We start from the raw sequence: 13,317 nt of genomic DNA, 5'->3' as shown, positions 1-13,317 counted from the left end.
GTCTGCCTTGTGCGCCCTAAGCGCTACGCCCGTCGTTCTGCATCGCCCCGCCGCCAGCACCCCTCCCGCGAAGCGGGTTCGTGCTCCGGCCCAAATTGAGCCTATTCCCTCCGGCCAGAGATCAACCCTCGCGAAAATCGCCGATGATCTCGACCTGTTCGCCGACGAGGATCAGAGTATTGTTGTGGTCGAGAAAGGTCTTCTCGTCTGGGAAGACGACGTTCTGGTAGGTGTCGGACGTCAGCACCGCATGCATCCCGTCCTCGCTATCGAACCACAGCTCTGCAGTCCCGTCGAAATTGGCATTTTGCGCCGCATCGGTTTTCAGCTCCACGGGATGGGTTTGGATATAACGCCGGCAATGGGTCTGCGCTTCGGGGATAGAGCGGAACTTGGGGCCGTGCACCTCGATATGGTGCTTCACGAAGTCCTCGTGACTCATACCGGCCTTGCGCTTCAGGAACATAGTCATCTTGATCATTTACAGGTCTCCTTGAAAGTCAGCTGTTGTGTTGGGGTTTCCAGCGCGGCATCTGGCAATCGGCGGGGTAGTCGATACCGTCCGGGGTAGAGATCAGCTCGATCAGCATACCCCATGGCGCATGGGCATAGACGCCGGAATTGCGCTCGCCCCCTTCAACGCCGGCTAACGGATGCGGGTCCGAAAGAAGGGTGCCGCCCGCCTGCACCAGTCGGTAGGCAGCGGCATTCATGTTTTCGACGTAAATGGCAATGTGCTGCAACCCGAAATCGGCCAGTCCCGCAGCATCGGCCTGATCGGTATTGGCGATGCGGAACATCTCGATATTCGCGGATTCGCCGATGCGCATCAGCCGCATATGCTCGATCCGCGCGCCTTCGGGAATGCCGAGTTGATGCTCCACCTCGTCACCCGCCATCGGGTCCGCATCAGCGGGCAGAACATCGTAGAGCGTGCGTGCGCCGAAAGCGCGGAAGAGAAAGTCCGATGCCGCATCGATATCGGGCACGGTCACGCCGACATGATCGATGCCGCGAATTCCCGGCGCGGCGTCGTCCGGCTGACAGGCCGGTACGAGCTCGGTCACGTCGGACGCGCCGCCTTCGACCAGGCTTTTCAAGGCTTCGTTGAACGCTTTGGTGTGGGGCTGCTCAAGATGCGTCTCGAAAGCGTCGCGGTTTCGGTAGCGCTCGATCATTGTCCAGCCGCGCTCGACCTCGGGCCTCTGGAACACCTCGAACCCTTCATTGCCCGCTTCTCGGCGAACAGCTGCGGCAAGGTCCGCGATGTGGCGAGCGAGCGCATCTTCGCGGCCCGGCAAGGCCGTGCATTGCGCCATCACGATTTGGGGCATTGGCTGGTCTCCTTTGCTGTTCATCTGCACTGGCAATGGAGTTTGGCGCGCAGGTGTTCCGTTGTTCTGGCCATCGACGAACACAAAGCGCATAAGTTCAGCATGGTTGAATGGAGAGCGGAATGAGCAAACCGATCCAATCGGTCGAGCGCGCGATGCGGATGCTGGAATTTCTCGCACGGGAACAGGAAGCCGCGCCGCTTGGCGCAATCGCCAGAGCTGCCGGGGTGCAGTCGTCCACCGCGCACAACATCCTCGCGACGCTGGTCGCGCTGGGTTACGTTCGTCGTCCCGCGACAGGATTGGACTACCGGCTCGGGGGCCGCATACTCAATCTCGCCCGGATCGCGGGCGACGACGATGCACTACGGCGGCGCTTCAGGCCGCTGATCGAAGAGACCGCCCAGCGTTTTAACGAATCGACCTATCTGATCGTGCCGAGCGGCGACGAGCTCTATTATCTCGACGGGATCGAATTGCCGAACAACCCTGTCACCCACAGCCGCCTGGGCCGCCGCGAGCCGCTGTCCGGCTCGGCGATCGGCCTCGTGCTCGCTGCGTTCATGCCCGGCGTCGCGCGATCATTGGCTGCCACGGACGAGGCAGCGGATCTGAGCGAAGAGCTTCAAGCGGTGCGCCAACGCGGCTTCGCCATCGAGCAGGGGCTATACCAACCCGGCCTCAACTGCGTCGCGATCCCCCTGCGCGTGCGCGGCGAGCCGGTTGCCGGATTATGCCTGAACGGTGCGGAGCAGCGGCTACCACAAGGCCGGCTAGTCACGATTGCCAATTCAATAGCGGATATTGCGCTGTCGTTGCTCGCTGCGGAATGAGCAGGTCAACTCGCGCAAACTCGACGTCGGCATCGAAATCCAGCCTGAATAACCCGAACGTCAGCTTCAGCGCTCCACAGCGCCATTACCGGACGTTCTCCTGCCGGCCCCGTTGCAGTCGACAGCAAACGATCGGCCCATATCTTCACCGCTATAGCATCCCTTCAGATCCGTGAAATCAACCACCTCCATGCTGCATCCATGCTGCATGGAGGTTTAGGAAGCCGCGCGGAACGCCACGTAATCGTTTGAAAACAAAGGGAACAGTTTGTAATTCGCCCAGCGGACGGCAAACTGAGCTAACGCATTGAATAAGAGGGAAAAAACTGGATGCCCCGTGAGGATTCGAACCTCAATTGACGGAGTCAGAGTCCGTAGTCTTGCCATTAGACGACGGGGCATCGAACATCGGGCCGTGCCGCGATGGAAGCGGTGCCTCTAATCGGCGGAGTTCTGCGGGTCAAGGGGAAATTGCCCACGCTTTCGGGTTCTGCGATTGAGCGCCGCGCAGCCTGTACGAATGTCCGCGACAGGACGTCGCGCATTCCGCCGTGTGCCGCGAGATCGCCGTCGCCGCGCAAGACGCGCGCACCGCATGTTGCAAACTTGCTACATCGCCGGTGTGCGGTTATCCTTATCGTCAGGTTCCCCGTGGCGGTTCGACGTCACGGCTTGAAAACATATTGAAGAGTAACGCCATGGCGGAAACATCCCCGCCGGCATCGCAGGAAAAGGATCGTCGCGGCCCGCCCGAAATGGCAAAGCCACCCGGCGATTCGGAAAAAGAGCGGAAAAAGCGCTCGCATCGTTCCAGACGCGTTTCCGGCCAGAAGAAAAGCGAAAAATCCGCCCGGCGTTCGCGACACCCGGCGTCGGCGGAAACACGCATTGACGCGGCACCCCGCCGGGGCAATTCGGCGGAAGAAGCGCCGATCGTGATCCTGCCGAAAACACCGCGCCTGGATGACCCGCCATCGCCGCACACGCCCGCCGCGCCTGCGCCGCAGGGGGGGGCGAAACGGTCGGGTCAGCGTCGGCAGGCCTATGCCGCCATCGACCTCGGCACGAACAATTGCCGTCTGCTCATCGCACGCCCGTCTGGCGAAAACTTCGTCGTGATCGATGCATTCAGCCGGGTCGTGCGGCTCGGCGAAGGGCTCGCGCATACCGGCAGGCTGAGCGATGCGGCGATGGAACGCACGATGGCCGCGCTGCATGTGTGCGCGGACAAGCTGCGCCGCCGCAACGTCCATCTCGCGCGCAGCGTCGCGACCGAGGCATGCCGCCGTGCGGACAACGGGCCCGCCTTCATCGAACGCGTGCGCGAGGAAACGGGCATCGCGCTCGACATCATCAGCGCGCAGGAGGAAGCGCGGCTCGCCGTGCTGGGCTGCCACGTGCTGCTCGAACAGGGCGAAGGTCCGGCCATGATCTTCGACATCGGGGGCGGTTCGACCGAGCTCGTGCTGATCGAGACGGGCGATGTCGTGCCGCGCATCATGGACTGGCAATCGGTGCCGTGGGGCGTCGTTTCGCTCACCGAAAGCTTCCCGCCCGCGCAGGACGAGGACGATGCCGATCGCCTCGCCCGCTATCGGCAGATGCGCCACGCCGTGCACCACAGCTTCCGCGAATTTTCGCAGCGATTGCAACCGTTCCGCGCGCGCGGCGCCGATGGCGAGGCGCCCCGCCTTCTCGGCACCAGCGGTACGGTGACCACGCTCGCCAGCCTGCATCTCGAATTGCCGCAATATGACCGGCGCGCGGTCGACGGGCTGATCGTGCCGGCCAATGCCATGCGCGACATTGCCGACATGCTGTCGACCGCATCGCCCGAAAGGCGGCAGGAGCTTCCCTGTATCGGGCGCGACCGGGCGGAACTCGTCGTGGCGGGGTGCGCGATTCTCGAAACGATACTCGATCTGTGGCCCGCCGACCGGCTGGGCGTTGCGGATCGCGGCATTCGCGAAGGCATCCTGCGCAGCCTCATGGCAGGCGTGCTGTCACCACAGGACGAACCGACGCGCCCGCCCCGCCCGCTCTGACCCCCTTTGATTTTGAAACAGGACATTCCATCATGAGCCGCGCCGGACAGGACCGCGAGAAACTGAAGCGTTCGCGCAAGCGCAGCGAATCCTCAGCCCGCTGGCTCACGCGGCAGTTGAACGATCCCTATGTCAAACAGGCACGCGCGGACGGCTATCGCAGCCGGGCCGCCTACAAGCTGCGGGAGCTGGACGAGAAATTCGGCCTGCTGAAGGGCAAGACGCGTGTCGTCGATCTCGGCATCGCGCCGGGCGGCTGGTCGCAAGTCGTCACGCAGGTCTGCCCCCGCGCGGAAATCGTGGGGATCGATCTGCTCGACGTCGAACCCCTGCCCGGCGTCACCATCTTCAAGATGGATTTCATGGACGATGACGCCCCCGCCGCGCTGACCGGCGCGCTCGGTGGTCCGCCCGATCTCGTCATGTCGGACATGGCCGCCAACACGGTCGGGCACAAGCAGACCGACCATCTGCGCACGATGGGCCTTGTGGAAACGGCGGTCGATTTCGCGATTCGCACCCTCGAACCCGGTGGCGATTTCATTGCGAAAGTGCTCGCCGGGGGAACCGACACGCAATTGCTGGCCTTGCTCAAACGGCATTTCACCACGGTCAAACATGCGAAGCCGCCCGCCAGCCGCAAGGGCAGTTCGGAATGGTATGTCATCGCGAAGGGTTTCAAGGGCGAGGCGTAACGCGGATACGAACGCACTGCCGACACCATGGAAAAAGCCCCGCACCGGTGATGACCGATGCGGGGCTTTCCCTATCGATTGGCGAAAGCCTGGCTTATTCGGGTGCACCCGCCGGGCGGTTCACCTCGCCGGTGGAGCCGTCGCCGCCGCTCGGCTTCAGCGCGGGCTGCGCCATGGCGCCGGCGGCCTCGGCCCCGACCTTCGTAGCCGGGCCCGCCGACCCTGCGGGCGTGTCCGAAACGCCGGGGGTGTCGGCATCGCCGCCCTCGTTATCGGCGACGGGCTCGTCCCCGCTTGCCGCAACATCTTCGAGCGCGGGCTCGGGAAGCGGCAGGTTCGAGCCCATCGAATTCAGATAGGCGATGACATTGGCGCGATCTTCGGGCTTCGACAGACCGGCAAAGCTCATCTTCGTGCCGCTGGCAAAGGCGCGCGGGCTGGCGAGCCAGTCGTCCATGTTCTCGAACGACCAGTCGCCGCCGTGGCCCGAAAGCGCGCCGGAATAGGCGAAACCAGCCGCATGCTTGCCGATCGGCTTGCCCAGAACGCCCCAGAGATTGGGACCGATACCGTTCGGCCCGCCCTGCGCGATGGTGTGGCACGCGGTGCACTTGGCAAACACCGCCTCGCCCGCGGCGGGGTCGGCGGATTGCAGCAACACGGCGAGCGAGGGACCGGATTCGCCGCCCTCTTCCTCCGCCGCCTCGATCACATAGCCGAATTCCTCGGTCTCCGGATTGTCGGCATGGAACACCCGGCTGCTGATCGCGGACAGGCCCAATGCCACAACCCCGCCAAAGAGCACCCAGCCGGCAATCGTATTGCTTTTGTCTTGCATCGTGAAATCCGTCGGTCCATGCCGGGCGAACCGGCGCAAAAGGCTTGCGCGACGCTCTAGTTATTGCGCCGCGTCAAGGCAAGGGCTGGTTTGCGGTTTCGCGTTTCGCGGCCCTCTTGCCCCTTTGATGACCACACCCCGCCGCTAATCGCTTGGCAGAGCGGGACCGGCCCATTATCGCGCCCGCATGTCCGAAACCCCGTCGCAAAGCGCCCCCCCCGTCACGCACAGCTATTCCGCACCGGCCCTCGCCCTTGTGGAGGAGATGACCGCCGCCGCCTCGGCCGATCCGACCCGCGCCATGGCGTATCAGGGGGCACCCGGCGCCAATTCCCACCTTGCCGCCACGCTTTATGACGGCGAATGCCTGCCCATGCCGCATTTTTCCTTTGCCGATGCGATCGATGCCGTGCTGGCCGGACGGGCGGCGCGCGCGATCATTCCCATCGAAAATTCGCACAACGGGCGCGTTGCGGACATTCATTTCCTGCTGCCCGAATCGGGGCTGGCCATCATCGGCGAATTTTTCATGCCGATTCACCACACGCTGATGGCGACGGGGCCGGGGCCGTTCCGCGCGGCGATGAGCCATCCGCAGGCGCTGGGTCAGTGCCGGGGCTGGCTGCGCAGCCGCAATATCGTCCCGCTCGACCATGCCGATACGGCGGGCGCGGCGGCAAGCGTCGCCGATGCGCGCGACCCTGGCGTTGCGGCCATCGCGCCGAAACTGGCGGCGCAGCTTTACGGCCTCACCATCGTTGCCGAAAACATCGAGGACGGCGCCGACAACATGACCCGCTTCGTCATATTGTCGAAAGACGCGCTCGACCCCGCCGGGCTCGACGGGCCGGCCATGACCACGTTCAAGTTCGAGGTGCGCAACATCCCTGCCGCGCTTTACAAGGCGCTGGGTGGGTTCGCGACCAATGGCGTCAACATGACCAAGCTGGAAAGCTACCAGAACGGATCGGGTTTTTCCGCGAGCGCGTTCTACTGCGACATCATCGGGCGGCCCGGCGAACCGAATGTGGATCGCGCGCTCGCGGAACTCGAATATTTCGCGAAGGATCTGCGCATTCTCGGCACCTATGCGCAGGGCCGGCCCCGCCGCTGAGGCCGGCCGCTGCGCCCTGTCGCTTACTCGCCCGCGAAGATCGCCGTTTCGCGCATCCCGTCCGCATCGGCGCGGGCGCGATACATGCCCGGCGTGTTGAAGGCGAAACCGGTCCGCCCGTCCGCGCCGGCATAGATCACGCCGCCATTGCCGCCCTTCGCGCCCAGTTCGGCCAGCACGGCGGCAACGGCCTCATCCACCGTTTCGTTCAACATCCGCATGCGCGCGCCGATTTCATGGCCCGCGGCCAGTTCGATGAAGGTTTCGCCGGTGCCCGTCGCCGATATGGCGCATGACCGATCATCGGCATAGGTGCCCGCGCCGATCACCGGCGAATCGCCGACGCGGCCCCACCGTTTCCCGGTCAGACCGCCGGTGCTCGTCGCCGCGGCGACATGGCCGTTCGCATCGCGCGCCACCGCGCCCACCGTGCCGTATTTCAGGTCGGTATCGAACCAGGCGTCCTTTTTCCGGCTGAACTCCTCCCATTGGCGGCGGCGTTCGTCGGTCGCGAAATATGCGGGGTCGACCTGCTCGATCCCCTGTTCCTCGGCAAAACGGTTCGCGCCTTCGTTGGCGAGCATCACGTGCGGGGTTTCTTCCATGACGGCGCGGGCGGCCCGCACCGGGTTTTTCGTGCGCAGCAATCCCGTGGCCGATCCGGCCGAAAGCGTCGCCCCGTCCATGATCGCGGCGTCGAGCTCGTTCTTCCCCTCGAAGGTAAACACCGCCCCGCGCCCCGCATTGAACAGCGGATCGTTCTCCAGCGCCATCACCGCCGCTTCCACCGCGTCGAGCGCGCTACCCCCGCGTGTCAGCACCGCGGTCCCTGCATCGAGCGCGGCGCCCAGCGCATCGCGATAGGCGCTCTGCATCTTAGGGCCGAGGATTTCGGGCGTCATCGACCCCGCCCCGCCATGCAGGGCAAGGCTCCAGCGCGGATGTGGAACAGTGGCGTCGGTCATGAAACATGGTCCTTGAAAAATCGTCGTGATGCTTGAACGCCGGGCGATGGGACGGCATCGGTGGCGCATTCGCCCCCGCGATGCACGTTCGCCGACGCGGGGGCAAGCGTTTGGCAGGTGAAACGGATGCGGGAAAGCAGGGCATGACCATCGATCGACGCAGGGCGCTTGGCGGGCTCGGCCTTCTTGCCGGAAGCATGGTTTCGGGATGTGGGATGGCGGGATCCGGGATGCCGGAATCCGGGGTGGCGGGAAGCGGGGCCGGAATGGCGGCATCGCGGGACCGCCCCATATCGGGCGCGGACGCCACGGCCCGGCTTGCGATGTTGCAACAGCGGGCCGGCGGCATGCTGGGCGCCTTCGTGCTCGATACCACGGACGGCGCGCATTTCGGCCTGAACGCGGATCGCCGCTTTCCCCATTGTTCGACGTTCAAGCTTTCGCTGGCGGCGATGCTGCTTCACCGGATCGACAAGGGGCTGATCGACGGGGACGCGATCCTGCCCTACGGGCCGGAGGCGCTGATGAGCGTGTCGCCGGTCACGACGCGCCACGTGGACGATGGCGGGCTGCCCGCGATCATGCTCGCCCGCGCGGCCGTGGTGACGAGCGACAATGCCGCTGCAAACCTTTTGCTGCGGCGGCTCGGCGGACCGGCGGCGTTGACCGCGTTCTGGCGCGGGATGGGGGACGCGATCAGCCGGCTCGACGCTTACGAGCCGGAGCTGAACCGCATTCCCGCAGGCACGCAGGAAAACAGCACGACCCCCGCCGCGATGGCCGCGACGCTGGCGCGCCTCGCCACCGGCGATGTGCTGTCCCCCGCATCCCGGGCGACCTTGCGCGACTGGATGGCGGCGGCAAACACGGGCACGCGGCGGATACGCGCCGGACTTCCCGCCGGCTTTCATGCAGGCGACAAGACCGGCACGAGCCTCTACCCCGATGCCAGCGCGCATTATATCGACATCGCCATCGCCGAGCCGGAAGACCATGCCCCCGTCGCGATAACGGCCTATTACGATACCGGCGTGGTGCAGTCGGACATAGACCCGGCGGACGAGACCGTTCTTGCCGAGGTGGGGCGCATCGCCGCGGCATGGCTTTCCGCCCGCATGGAGCGCTCGCGATGACCATTCATTATCGCGCCGCCCGGATGGAGGATGCCGATGCGCTCGCCATGCTGGGCCGGGACAGTTTCGTCGCCGCGTTCGGCCATGTCTACGATCCCGCCGATCTCGCGGCGTTCCTGAAACAGGTCTATGCCCGCGATGCGGTCGCGCAGGAGATCGCCGACCCCGCGATGATCCACCGCCTCGCCTTTGCCGGGGATGCGATGGCCGGATATTGCAAGCTCATCGCGCGCGATTGCTATCCCGGCCATTCCGATGCGCGCCGGCCCATCACGCTGGGCCAGATCTACACCGCGCCCGCCCTTACCGGACAGGGAATCGGGAGCGTGCTGACCGAATGGGCCATCGCGGAGGCCCGGTCGCGCGGTTGCGACGCGATCCAGCTTTCGGTGTGGAGCGAGAACGAGGCTGCGCAGCGGTTTTACGCCCGCCACGGATTTCGCAAGATCGCCGACATCGATTTCTGGGTCGGCGACCACCGTGACGATGAGTATCTTTATGAACGCCGCCTGTAACATCGCAGGCGCATAACGCCCCGCCCCACTTTGGGACACGGGGTGGCACATCGGGATCCATTCGCGAATTTATCGGTTTTTTTCAGGCAATTACGCAGGAGAAATACCGATGATAGGGTCGCCGTTCAAAATCATGTCCGCCGCCGCACTGGCCATTGCCGCCACCGTCAGCCCGGCACTCGCGCAAAAGGCGGACAACTACACCGTCGATCTCGGCGCGCTTAACGACAGCGGGTGACGGGCAAGGCACAACTTCAATTTACGGACGGACGCTTCATCCGCGTCATCATCAATGCGCGGGGTCTCGAACCGGGCGGCGTGCATCTCGGCCATATTCACGGCCGGGTCGCAAATGGCACGGCGGTCGATTCGCAGTGCCCGACGATGGCCGCCGATAGCGACGGCGACGGCTTCGTCGAACCGGCCGAGGGGGTACCGTCCTATGGCGACATCCTGATCCCGCTCGGCAATGTCGATCCCGATGGAGACGGACGGGTGAACTATCATCGCACCATCGACCTCACCACGACCCGATATGGTGACGGGGCGAATGCGGATCAGATCACCCCGCTCGATTTCCGCGCCATCGTGCTGCACGGTCTGACCGTTCCGCAGGGACCGGGCACCGGCACCACCGGCGAAGTCGATGGGACGAACGGTTATCTCAACGTGCTTCCGGTGGCCTGCGGCGAGATCGCCCCGGTGGGCCGCGGCCGCTAAGGCTTCCTTCGCAAAGCAAGGTGCCAGGACGTGCCCCGGCGCCCGTTTCATCCCAGCCATTTCCAGCGCCAGAACAGCACGAGCTGCACCGCCAGTATGGCGCAGCACAGCCCCGTCACGACCCAGAACGCATCGCCGTCGTTGACCCCCGGCATTCCGCCGACATTAATGCCGAGCAGTCCGGTCACGAAGCTGAGCGGGAGGAAGATCGCGGCCACGATGGTGAGCAAATAGCTCGTCCGGTCGGCGCTGGCCGCGGCACGTGCGCGGATGTCGTCCTGCAACACGACGGCGCTTTCCTTCGATATGTCGATATCTTCGAGATAGCGGCGCAGGCGGTCGATCGATTCGGCGATTTCGCGCCGGTCATGCTCCTCGAACCAGGGGGGCGCGTCGCGGCTGATGCGTTCGAGCGCCTCGTGCTGCGGGCTCATATGGCGTTTCAAAGCGAGGCAATTGCGGCGGATGACGGCGATGCGGTCGAGCATGTCGTCCGCGTCGTCCTCCGGGTCCGCCTGTTCGAGCCGGTCGATATTGTCGTTCATGTCGAGGATGGAGTGGTTCATCCGCGCGATCATGTGTTCGGTCACGCTGGTGATCAGCGCGCCGGCATCACCCGGCCCCGTGCCGGCGTCGATTTCGGCCAGCGTCTGACGCGGGGTCTGGAGCGGTTCGCGGCGCAAGGTGATGACCCGCCGCCCGTCGGACCACAGTTGCAGCGCAATCATGTCCTCCGGCTCCGCACCGGGGTTGAAGTTGATCCCGCGCAGCACCGCCACCAGCGCATTGCCTTCGCGCAGGGCGCGCGGGCGGGTATCGTCGCTGACCAGCAATTCGGCCGTCGGCTCGCTCATCTGCAATGCGTGTTCGAGCCAGCCCTGCAATCCGTCGGCATTGCGGCAAAGATGCATCCACAGCATCTCTCCCGAACGGCCGGGCCGCCACTGATTCGCCTCCTCCCACGAAACGGCGCGCCCGCCCCCATTCCCGTCGAGAACGCGCGCGAACAGCAGCGCGGCATCCGGATTTGCCACGTCATGGTCCTGCGCTGCGGTCAATTGCGTCCCTTTCCAGTGCGAGCCAAAGCGCCCTGATGGCAGGGCGACGCCGCCCTGCGCAAGCCTGTCCGCCGCCCCTCACGATCAAATGCGCGAAATCATCCGCGGCTGGAATTGCCCGTGTCACAAAGAGCCTGTATGGTGGGCCCATGTCCTCCATCAGACCCTGGCGCACGATAGAGCGCCGCAAGAGCCGGCAGATCATGGTCGGAAACGTGCCCGTCGGCGGCGATGCCCCGATCACGGTGCAGACCATGACCAACACGCCCACCTCCGACGCTGGCGCCACGATCGACCAGATCCGCCGGTGCGAGGATGCGGGCGCCGACATCATCCGCGTGTCCTGTCCCGATACCGACAGCACGGCGGCGCTGGGCGAAATCGTCCGCGCGGCCGAGGTGCCGATCGTTGCCGACATCCATTTCCATTACAAGCGCGCGCTCGAGGCCGCGGATGCGGGCGCCGCATGCCTTCGCATCAATCCCGGCAATATCGGCAGCGACGAACGCGTCGCCGAGGTCGTGCGCGCGGCGAAGGCGAATGGCTGCGCGATCCGCATCGGGGTGAACGCAGGTTCGCTCGAACGCGACCTGCTCGAAAAATATGGCGAGCCTTGTCCCGAGGCGCTGGTGGAAAGCGCGCTCGACCATATCAAGCTTTTGCAGGATCACGATTTCCACGAATACAAGGTTGCCGTGAAGGCATCGGACGTGTTCCTCGCCGTCGCGGCGTATCAGGGGCTGGCCGATGCGGTCGATTGCCCCCTCCACCTCGGCATTACCGAGGCGGGCGGGCTCGTCGGCGGGACGGTCAAATCCTCGATCGGGATGGGCAATCTGTTGTGGGCGGGCATCGGCGATACGTTGCGCGTGTCGCTCTCCGCCGAACCGGAGACCGAGGTGCGCGTCGGTTTCGAAATGCTGAAAGCGCTGGGCCTGCGCACCCGCGGCGTGCGCGTCGTGTCCTGCCCGTCCTGCGCGCGGCAGGGGTTCGACGTCATCCGCACGGTCGAGGCATTGGAAGACCGGCTGCAGCATATCAAGGTGCCGCTTTCGCTCTCCGTTCTCGGCTGCGTCGTGAACGGGCCGGGCGAAGCGCGCGAAACCGATATCGGCATCACCGGCGGCGGCAATAACAAGCATATGGTCTATCTGTCGGGGGTGACCGACCACCATGTCCAGTCGGACGACATGCTGGACCATATCGTGCGCCTCGTGGAGGCGAAGGCCGCCGAGATCGAGGCGGCGGAACTCGAAGCGCGCAGCACCGATGCCGGCAAGGCGGATGGATCGCGCGGCGGATCGACGAAGAACGGGGCACAGACGGTTCCGGCCGAATGATCCGTGCGGCGGACCGCGCGGCGGTTCATATCCCCGCCACGCGCGCCGTGCTATTTCCCACCGCATGAACGATATATCCGCAACCGCCCTGCCCCGCCGTGCTCTGCTCAAAACCGGGCTCGGCGTGGGTGCGGCTTTGGCTTTGCCGGGCGCCGCGGCGACCCGCGCGTTCGCGCAGGCGTCGCCGGTATCGCCGCGGGACCGCGCCATTCTCGACGTGGCAAGGCGCGAGGTGGAGCGCAATGGTGCGACCTTGTGGCAACGCGACATTGCCGGCATCGCCGATTTCGGCGTGCACAGTTCGGTCCCCCGGTTCCATTTCGCCAATCTGGAAAACGGCACGGTGCGCAGCTTTCGCGTGGCGCATGGCAAGGGGTCCGATCCCGACCACGATGGCATGCTCGACCAGTTTTCCAATGTCGAGGGATCGAACGCGACCAGCCGGGGCGCCTATATCACCTATGAGTGGTATGTCGGCAAATATGGCACCTCGATCCGGCTGGGCGGGCTCGACCCGACGAACGACAACGCGCTGCGCCGCTATATCGTGATGCACTCCGCCTGGTATGCAGAGGCCTCGCATGTCGAGGAATGGGGGCGGCTGGGCCGCTCCGACGGGTGTTTCGCCATGGCGCCCGACGATTTCAACGAGGCGCTGTGGCATCTTTCGGGCGGACGGCTGCTCTTTGCCGACCGGCTGAACTTCGGCTGATACGAAAAGGGCGGA

Annotated in this window: 14 protein-coding genes, 1 tRNA gene and 1 pseudogene; 9 read left to right on the top strand and 7 right to left on the bottom strand. The window is 65.0% G+C overall.

Annotated features, from left to right (window positions below):
• Positions 1 to 121: 121 nt before the first annotated feature.
• The 3 genes and pseudogenes from K4G67_RS10825 to K4G67_RS17770 form a co-directional block, all read right to left on the bottom strand.
• Positions 122 to 481: an EthD domain-containing protein gene (locus K4G67_RS10825; RefSeq protein WP_239806381.1), complete on the bottom strand. Its 360-nt coding sequence runs from the start codon at positions 479 to 481 to the stop codon at positions 122 to 124.
• Positions 482 to 500: 19 nt separating this feature from the next.
• The gene (locus K4G67_RS10820) at positions 501 to 995 is read right to left on the bottom strand and encodes a VOC family protein (RefSeq protein ID WP_239806380.1); all 495 of its coding nucleotides are present in this window, start codon (positions 993 to 995) and stop codon (positions 501 to 503) included.
• Positions 996 to 1,163: 168 nt separating this feature from the next.
• Positions 1,164 to 1,319, bottom strand: a pseudogene (locus K4G67_RS17770) (putative quinol monooxygenase); the annotation flags it as partial.
• Between the two features lie 137 nt (positions 1,320 to 1,456).
• Here K4G67_RS17770 and K4G67_RS10810 point away from each other — a divergent pair.
• On the top strand, positions 1,457 to 2,167 hold the full coding sequence (locus tag K4G67_RS10810) for an IclR family transcriptional regulator (RefSeq protein ID WP_239806378.1): 711 nt from the start codon (positions 1,457 to 1,459) through the stop codon (positions 2,165 to 2,167).
• Between the two features lie 327 nt (positions 2,168 to 2,494).
• Here K4G67_RS10810 and K4G67_RS10805 read toward each other — a convergent pair.
• Positions 2,495 to 2,568 (bottom strand) — tRNA-Gln (locus K4G67_RS10805).
• 297 nt (positions 2,569 to 2,865) lie between these two features.
• Between K4G67_RS10805 and K4G67_RS10800 the strand changes: the two genes are divergently transcribed.
• Both K4G67_RS10800 and K4G67_RS10795 read left to right on the top strand, forming a co-directional pair.
• A complete protein-coding gene (locus K4G67_RS10800) occupies positions 2,866 to 4,212 on the top strand; it encodes a Ppx/GppA phosphatase family protein (RefSeq protein ID WP_239806377.1) in 1,347 nt (448 codons plus the stop codon).
• Between the two features lie 32 nt (positions 4,213 to 4,244).
• The gene (locus tag K4G67_RS10795) at positions 4,245 to 4,907 is read left to right on the top strand and encodes an RlmE family RNA methyltransferase (protein ID WP_239806376.1); all 663 of its coding nucleotides are present in this window, start codon (positions 4,245 to 4,247) and stop codon (positions 4,905 to 4,907) included.
• 94 nt (positions 4,908 to 5,001) lie between these two features.
• On the opposite strand, the gene K4G67_RS10790 is transcribed toward K4G67_RS10795, so the two are convergent.
• Complete coding sequence (locus K4G67_RS10790) at positions 5,002 to 5,745, bottom strand: c-type cytochrome (RefSeq protein ID WP_239806375.1); 744 nt, start codon at positions 5,743 to 5,745, stop codon at positions 5,002 to 5,004.
• A gap of 187 nt (positions 5,746 to 5,932) precedes the next feature.
• Between K4G67_RS10790 and K4G67_RS10785 the strand changes: the two genes are divergently transcribed.
• The gene (locus K4G67_RS10785) at positions 5,933 to 6,859 is read left to right on the top strand and encodes a prephenate dehydratase (RefSeq protein ID WP_239806374.1); all 927 of its coding nucleotides are present in this window, start codon (positions 5,933 to 5,935) and stop codon (positions 6,857 to 6,859) included.
• A gap of 23 nt (positions 6,860 to 6,882) precedes the next feature.
• On the opposite strand, the gene K4G67_RS10780 is transcribed toward K4G67_RS10785, so the two are convergent.
• Positions 6,883 to 7,824 carry an isoaspartyl peptidase/L-asparaginase family protein gene (locus K4G67_RS10780; RefSeq protein WP_239806373.1) on the bottom strand — a complete coding sequence of 314 codons (942 nt, stop codon included), beginning with the start codon at positions 7,822 to 7,824 and terminating at the stop codon, positions 6,883 to 6,885.
• A 143-nt stretch (positions 7,825 to 7,967) separates the two neighbouring features.
• Here K4G67_RS10780 and bla point away from each other — a divergent pair, with 143 nt between their 5' ends.
• The 3 genes from bla to K4G67_RS10765 all read left to right on the top strand — a co-directional run bounded on the left by bla (position 7,968) and on the right by K4G67_RS10765 (position 10,192).
• Positions 7,968 to 8,957 carry a class A beta-lactamase gene (gene bla, locus K4G67_RS10775; protein ID WP_239806372.1) on the top strand — a complete coding sequence of 330 codons (990 nt, stop codon included), beginning with the start codon at positions 7,968 to 7,970 and terminating at the stop codon, positions 8,955 to 8,957.
• Entirely contained in the window at positions 8,954 to 9,472 is a 519-nt protein-coding gene (locus tag K4G67_RS10770; RefSeq protein WP_239806371.1) for a GNAT family N-acetyltransferase, read from the top strand. Before bla ends, K4G67_RS10770 begins: the two co-directional genes overlap by 4 nt.
• Before the next feature lie 234 nt (positions 9,473 to 9,706).
• Entirely contained in the window at positions 9,707 to 10,192 is a 486-nt protein-coding gene (locus tag K4G67_RS10765) for a hypothetical protein (RefSeq protein ID WP_239806370.1), read from the top strand.
• Between the two features lie 47 nt (positions 10,193 to 10,239).
• Here the strand turns inward: K4G67_RS10765 and K4G67_RS10760 are convergent, their stop codons facing one another.
• Positions 10,240 to 11,250, bottom strand: a complete 1,011-nt coding sequence (locus tag K4G67_RS10760; protein ID WP_239806369.1) for a zinc transporter ZntB — start codon at positions 11,248 to 11,250, stop codon at positions 10,240 to 10,242.
• Between the two features lie 149 nt (positions 11,251 to 11,399).
• Between K4G67_RS10760 and ispG the strand changes: the two genes are divergently transcribed.
• Both ispG and K4G67_RS10750 read left to right on the top strand, forming a co-directional pair.
• Entirely contained in the window at positions 11,400 to 12,590 is a 1,191-nt protein-coding gene (gene ispG / locus K4G67_RS10755) for a flavodoxin-dependent (E)-4-hydroxy-3-methylbut-2-enyl-diphosphate synthase (protein ID WP_239806368.1), read from the top strand.
• Positions 12,591 to 12,654: 64 nt separating this feature from the next.
• Entirely contained in the window at positions 12,655 to 13,302 is a 648-nt protein-coding gene (locus tag K4G67_RS10750; protein WP_239806367.1) for a murein L,D-transpeptidase catalytic domain-containing protein, read from the top strand.
• Positions 13,303 to 13,317: the final 15 nt, after the last annotated feature.

Source organism: Croceicoccus hydrothermalis (genome assembly GCF_022378335.1).
Taxonomy (GTDB): Bacteria; Pseudomonadota; Alphaproteobacteria; order Sphingomonadales; family Sphingomonadaceae; genus Croceicoccus; species Croceicoccus hydrothermalis.
The sequence above is the reverse complement of the archived record's forward strand: the minus strand, read 5'-3'. Positions and strand labels throughout refer to the sequence as shown.

Excerpts from the sequence above, each read along its gene's own strand:
- K4G67_RS10825 (WP_239806381.1), bottom strand. The coding sequence starts at position 481 with ATGATCAAGATGACTATGTTCCTGAAGCGCAAGGCCGGTATGAGTCAC.
- K4G67_RS10810 (WP_239806378.1), top strand. The coding sequence starts at position 1,457 with ATGAGCAAACCGATCCAATCGGTCGAGCGCGCGATGCGGATGCTGGAA.
- K4G67_RS10800 (WP_239806377.1), top strand. The coding sequence starts at position 2,866 with ATGGCGGAAACATCCCCGCCGGCATCGCAGGAAAAGGATCGTCGCGGC.
- K4G67_RS10795 (WP_239806376.1), top strand. The coding sequence starts at position 4,245 with ATGAGCCGCGCCGGACAGGACCGCGAGAAACTGAAGCGTTCGCGCAAG.
- K4G67_RS10790 (WP_239806375.1), bottom strand. The coding sequence starts at position 5,745 with ATGCAAGACAAAAGCAATACGATTGCCGGCTGGGTGCTCTTTGGCGGG.
- K4G67_RS10785 (WP_239806374.1), top strand. The coding sequence starts at position 5,933 with ATGTCCGAAACCCCGTCGCAAAGCGCCCCCCCCGTCACGCACAGCTAT.
- K4G67_RS10780 (WP_239806373.1), bottom strand. The coding sequence starts at position 7,824 with ATGACCGACGCCACTGTTCCACATCCGCGCTGGAGCCTTGCCCTGCAT.
- bla (WP_239806372.1), top strand. The coding sequence starts at position 7,968 with ATGACCATCGATCGACGCAGGGCGCTTGGCGGGCTCGGCCTTCTTGCC.
- K4G67_RS10770 (WP_239806371.1), top strand. The coding sequence starts at position 8,954 with ATGACCATTCATTATCGCGCCGCCCGGATGGAGGATGCCGATGCGCTC.
- ispG (WP_239806368.1), top strand. The coding sequence starts at position 11,400 with ATGTCCTCCATCAGACCCTGGCGCACGATAGAGCGCCGCAAGAGCCGG.
- K4G67_RS10750 (WP_239806367.1), top strand. The coding sequence starts at position 12,655 with ATGAACGATATATCCGCAACCGCCCTGCCCCGCCGTGCTCTGCTCAAA.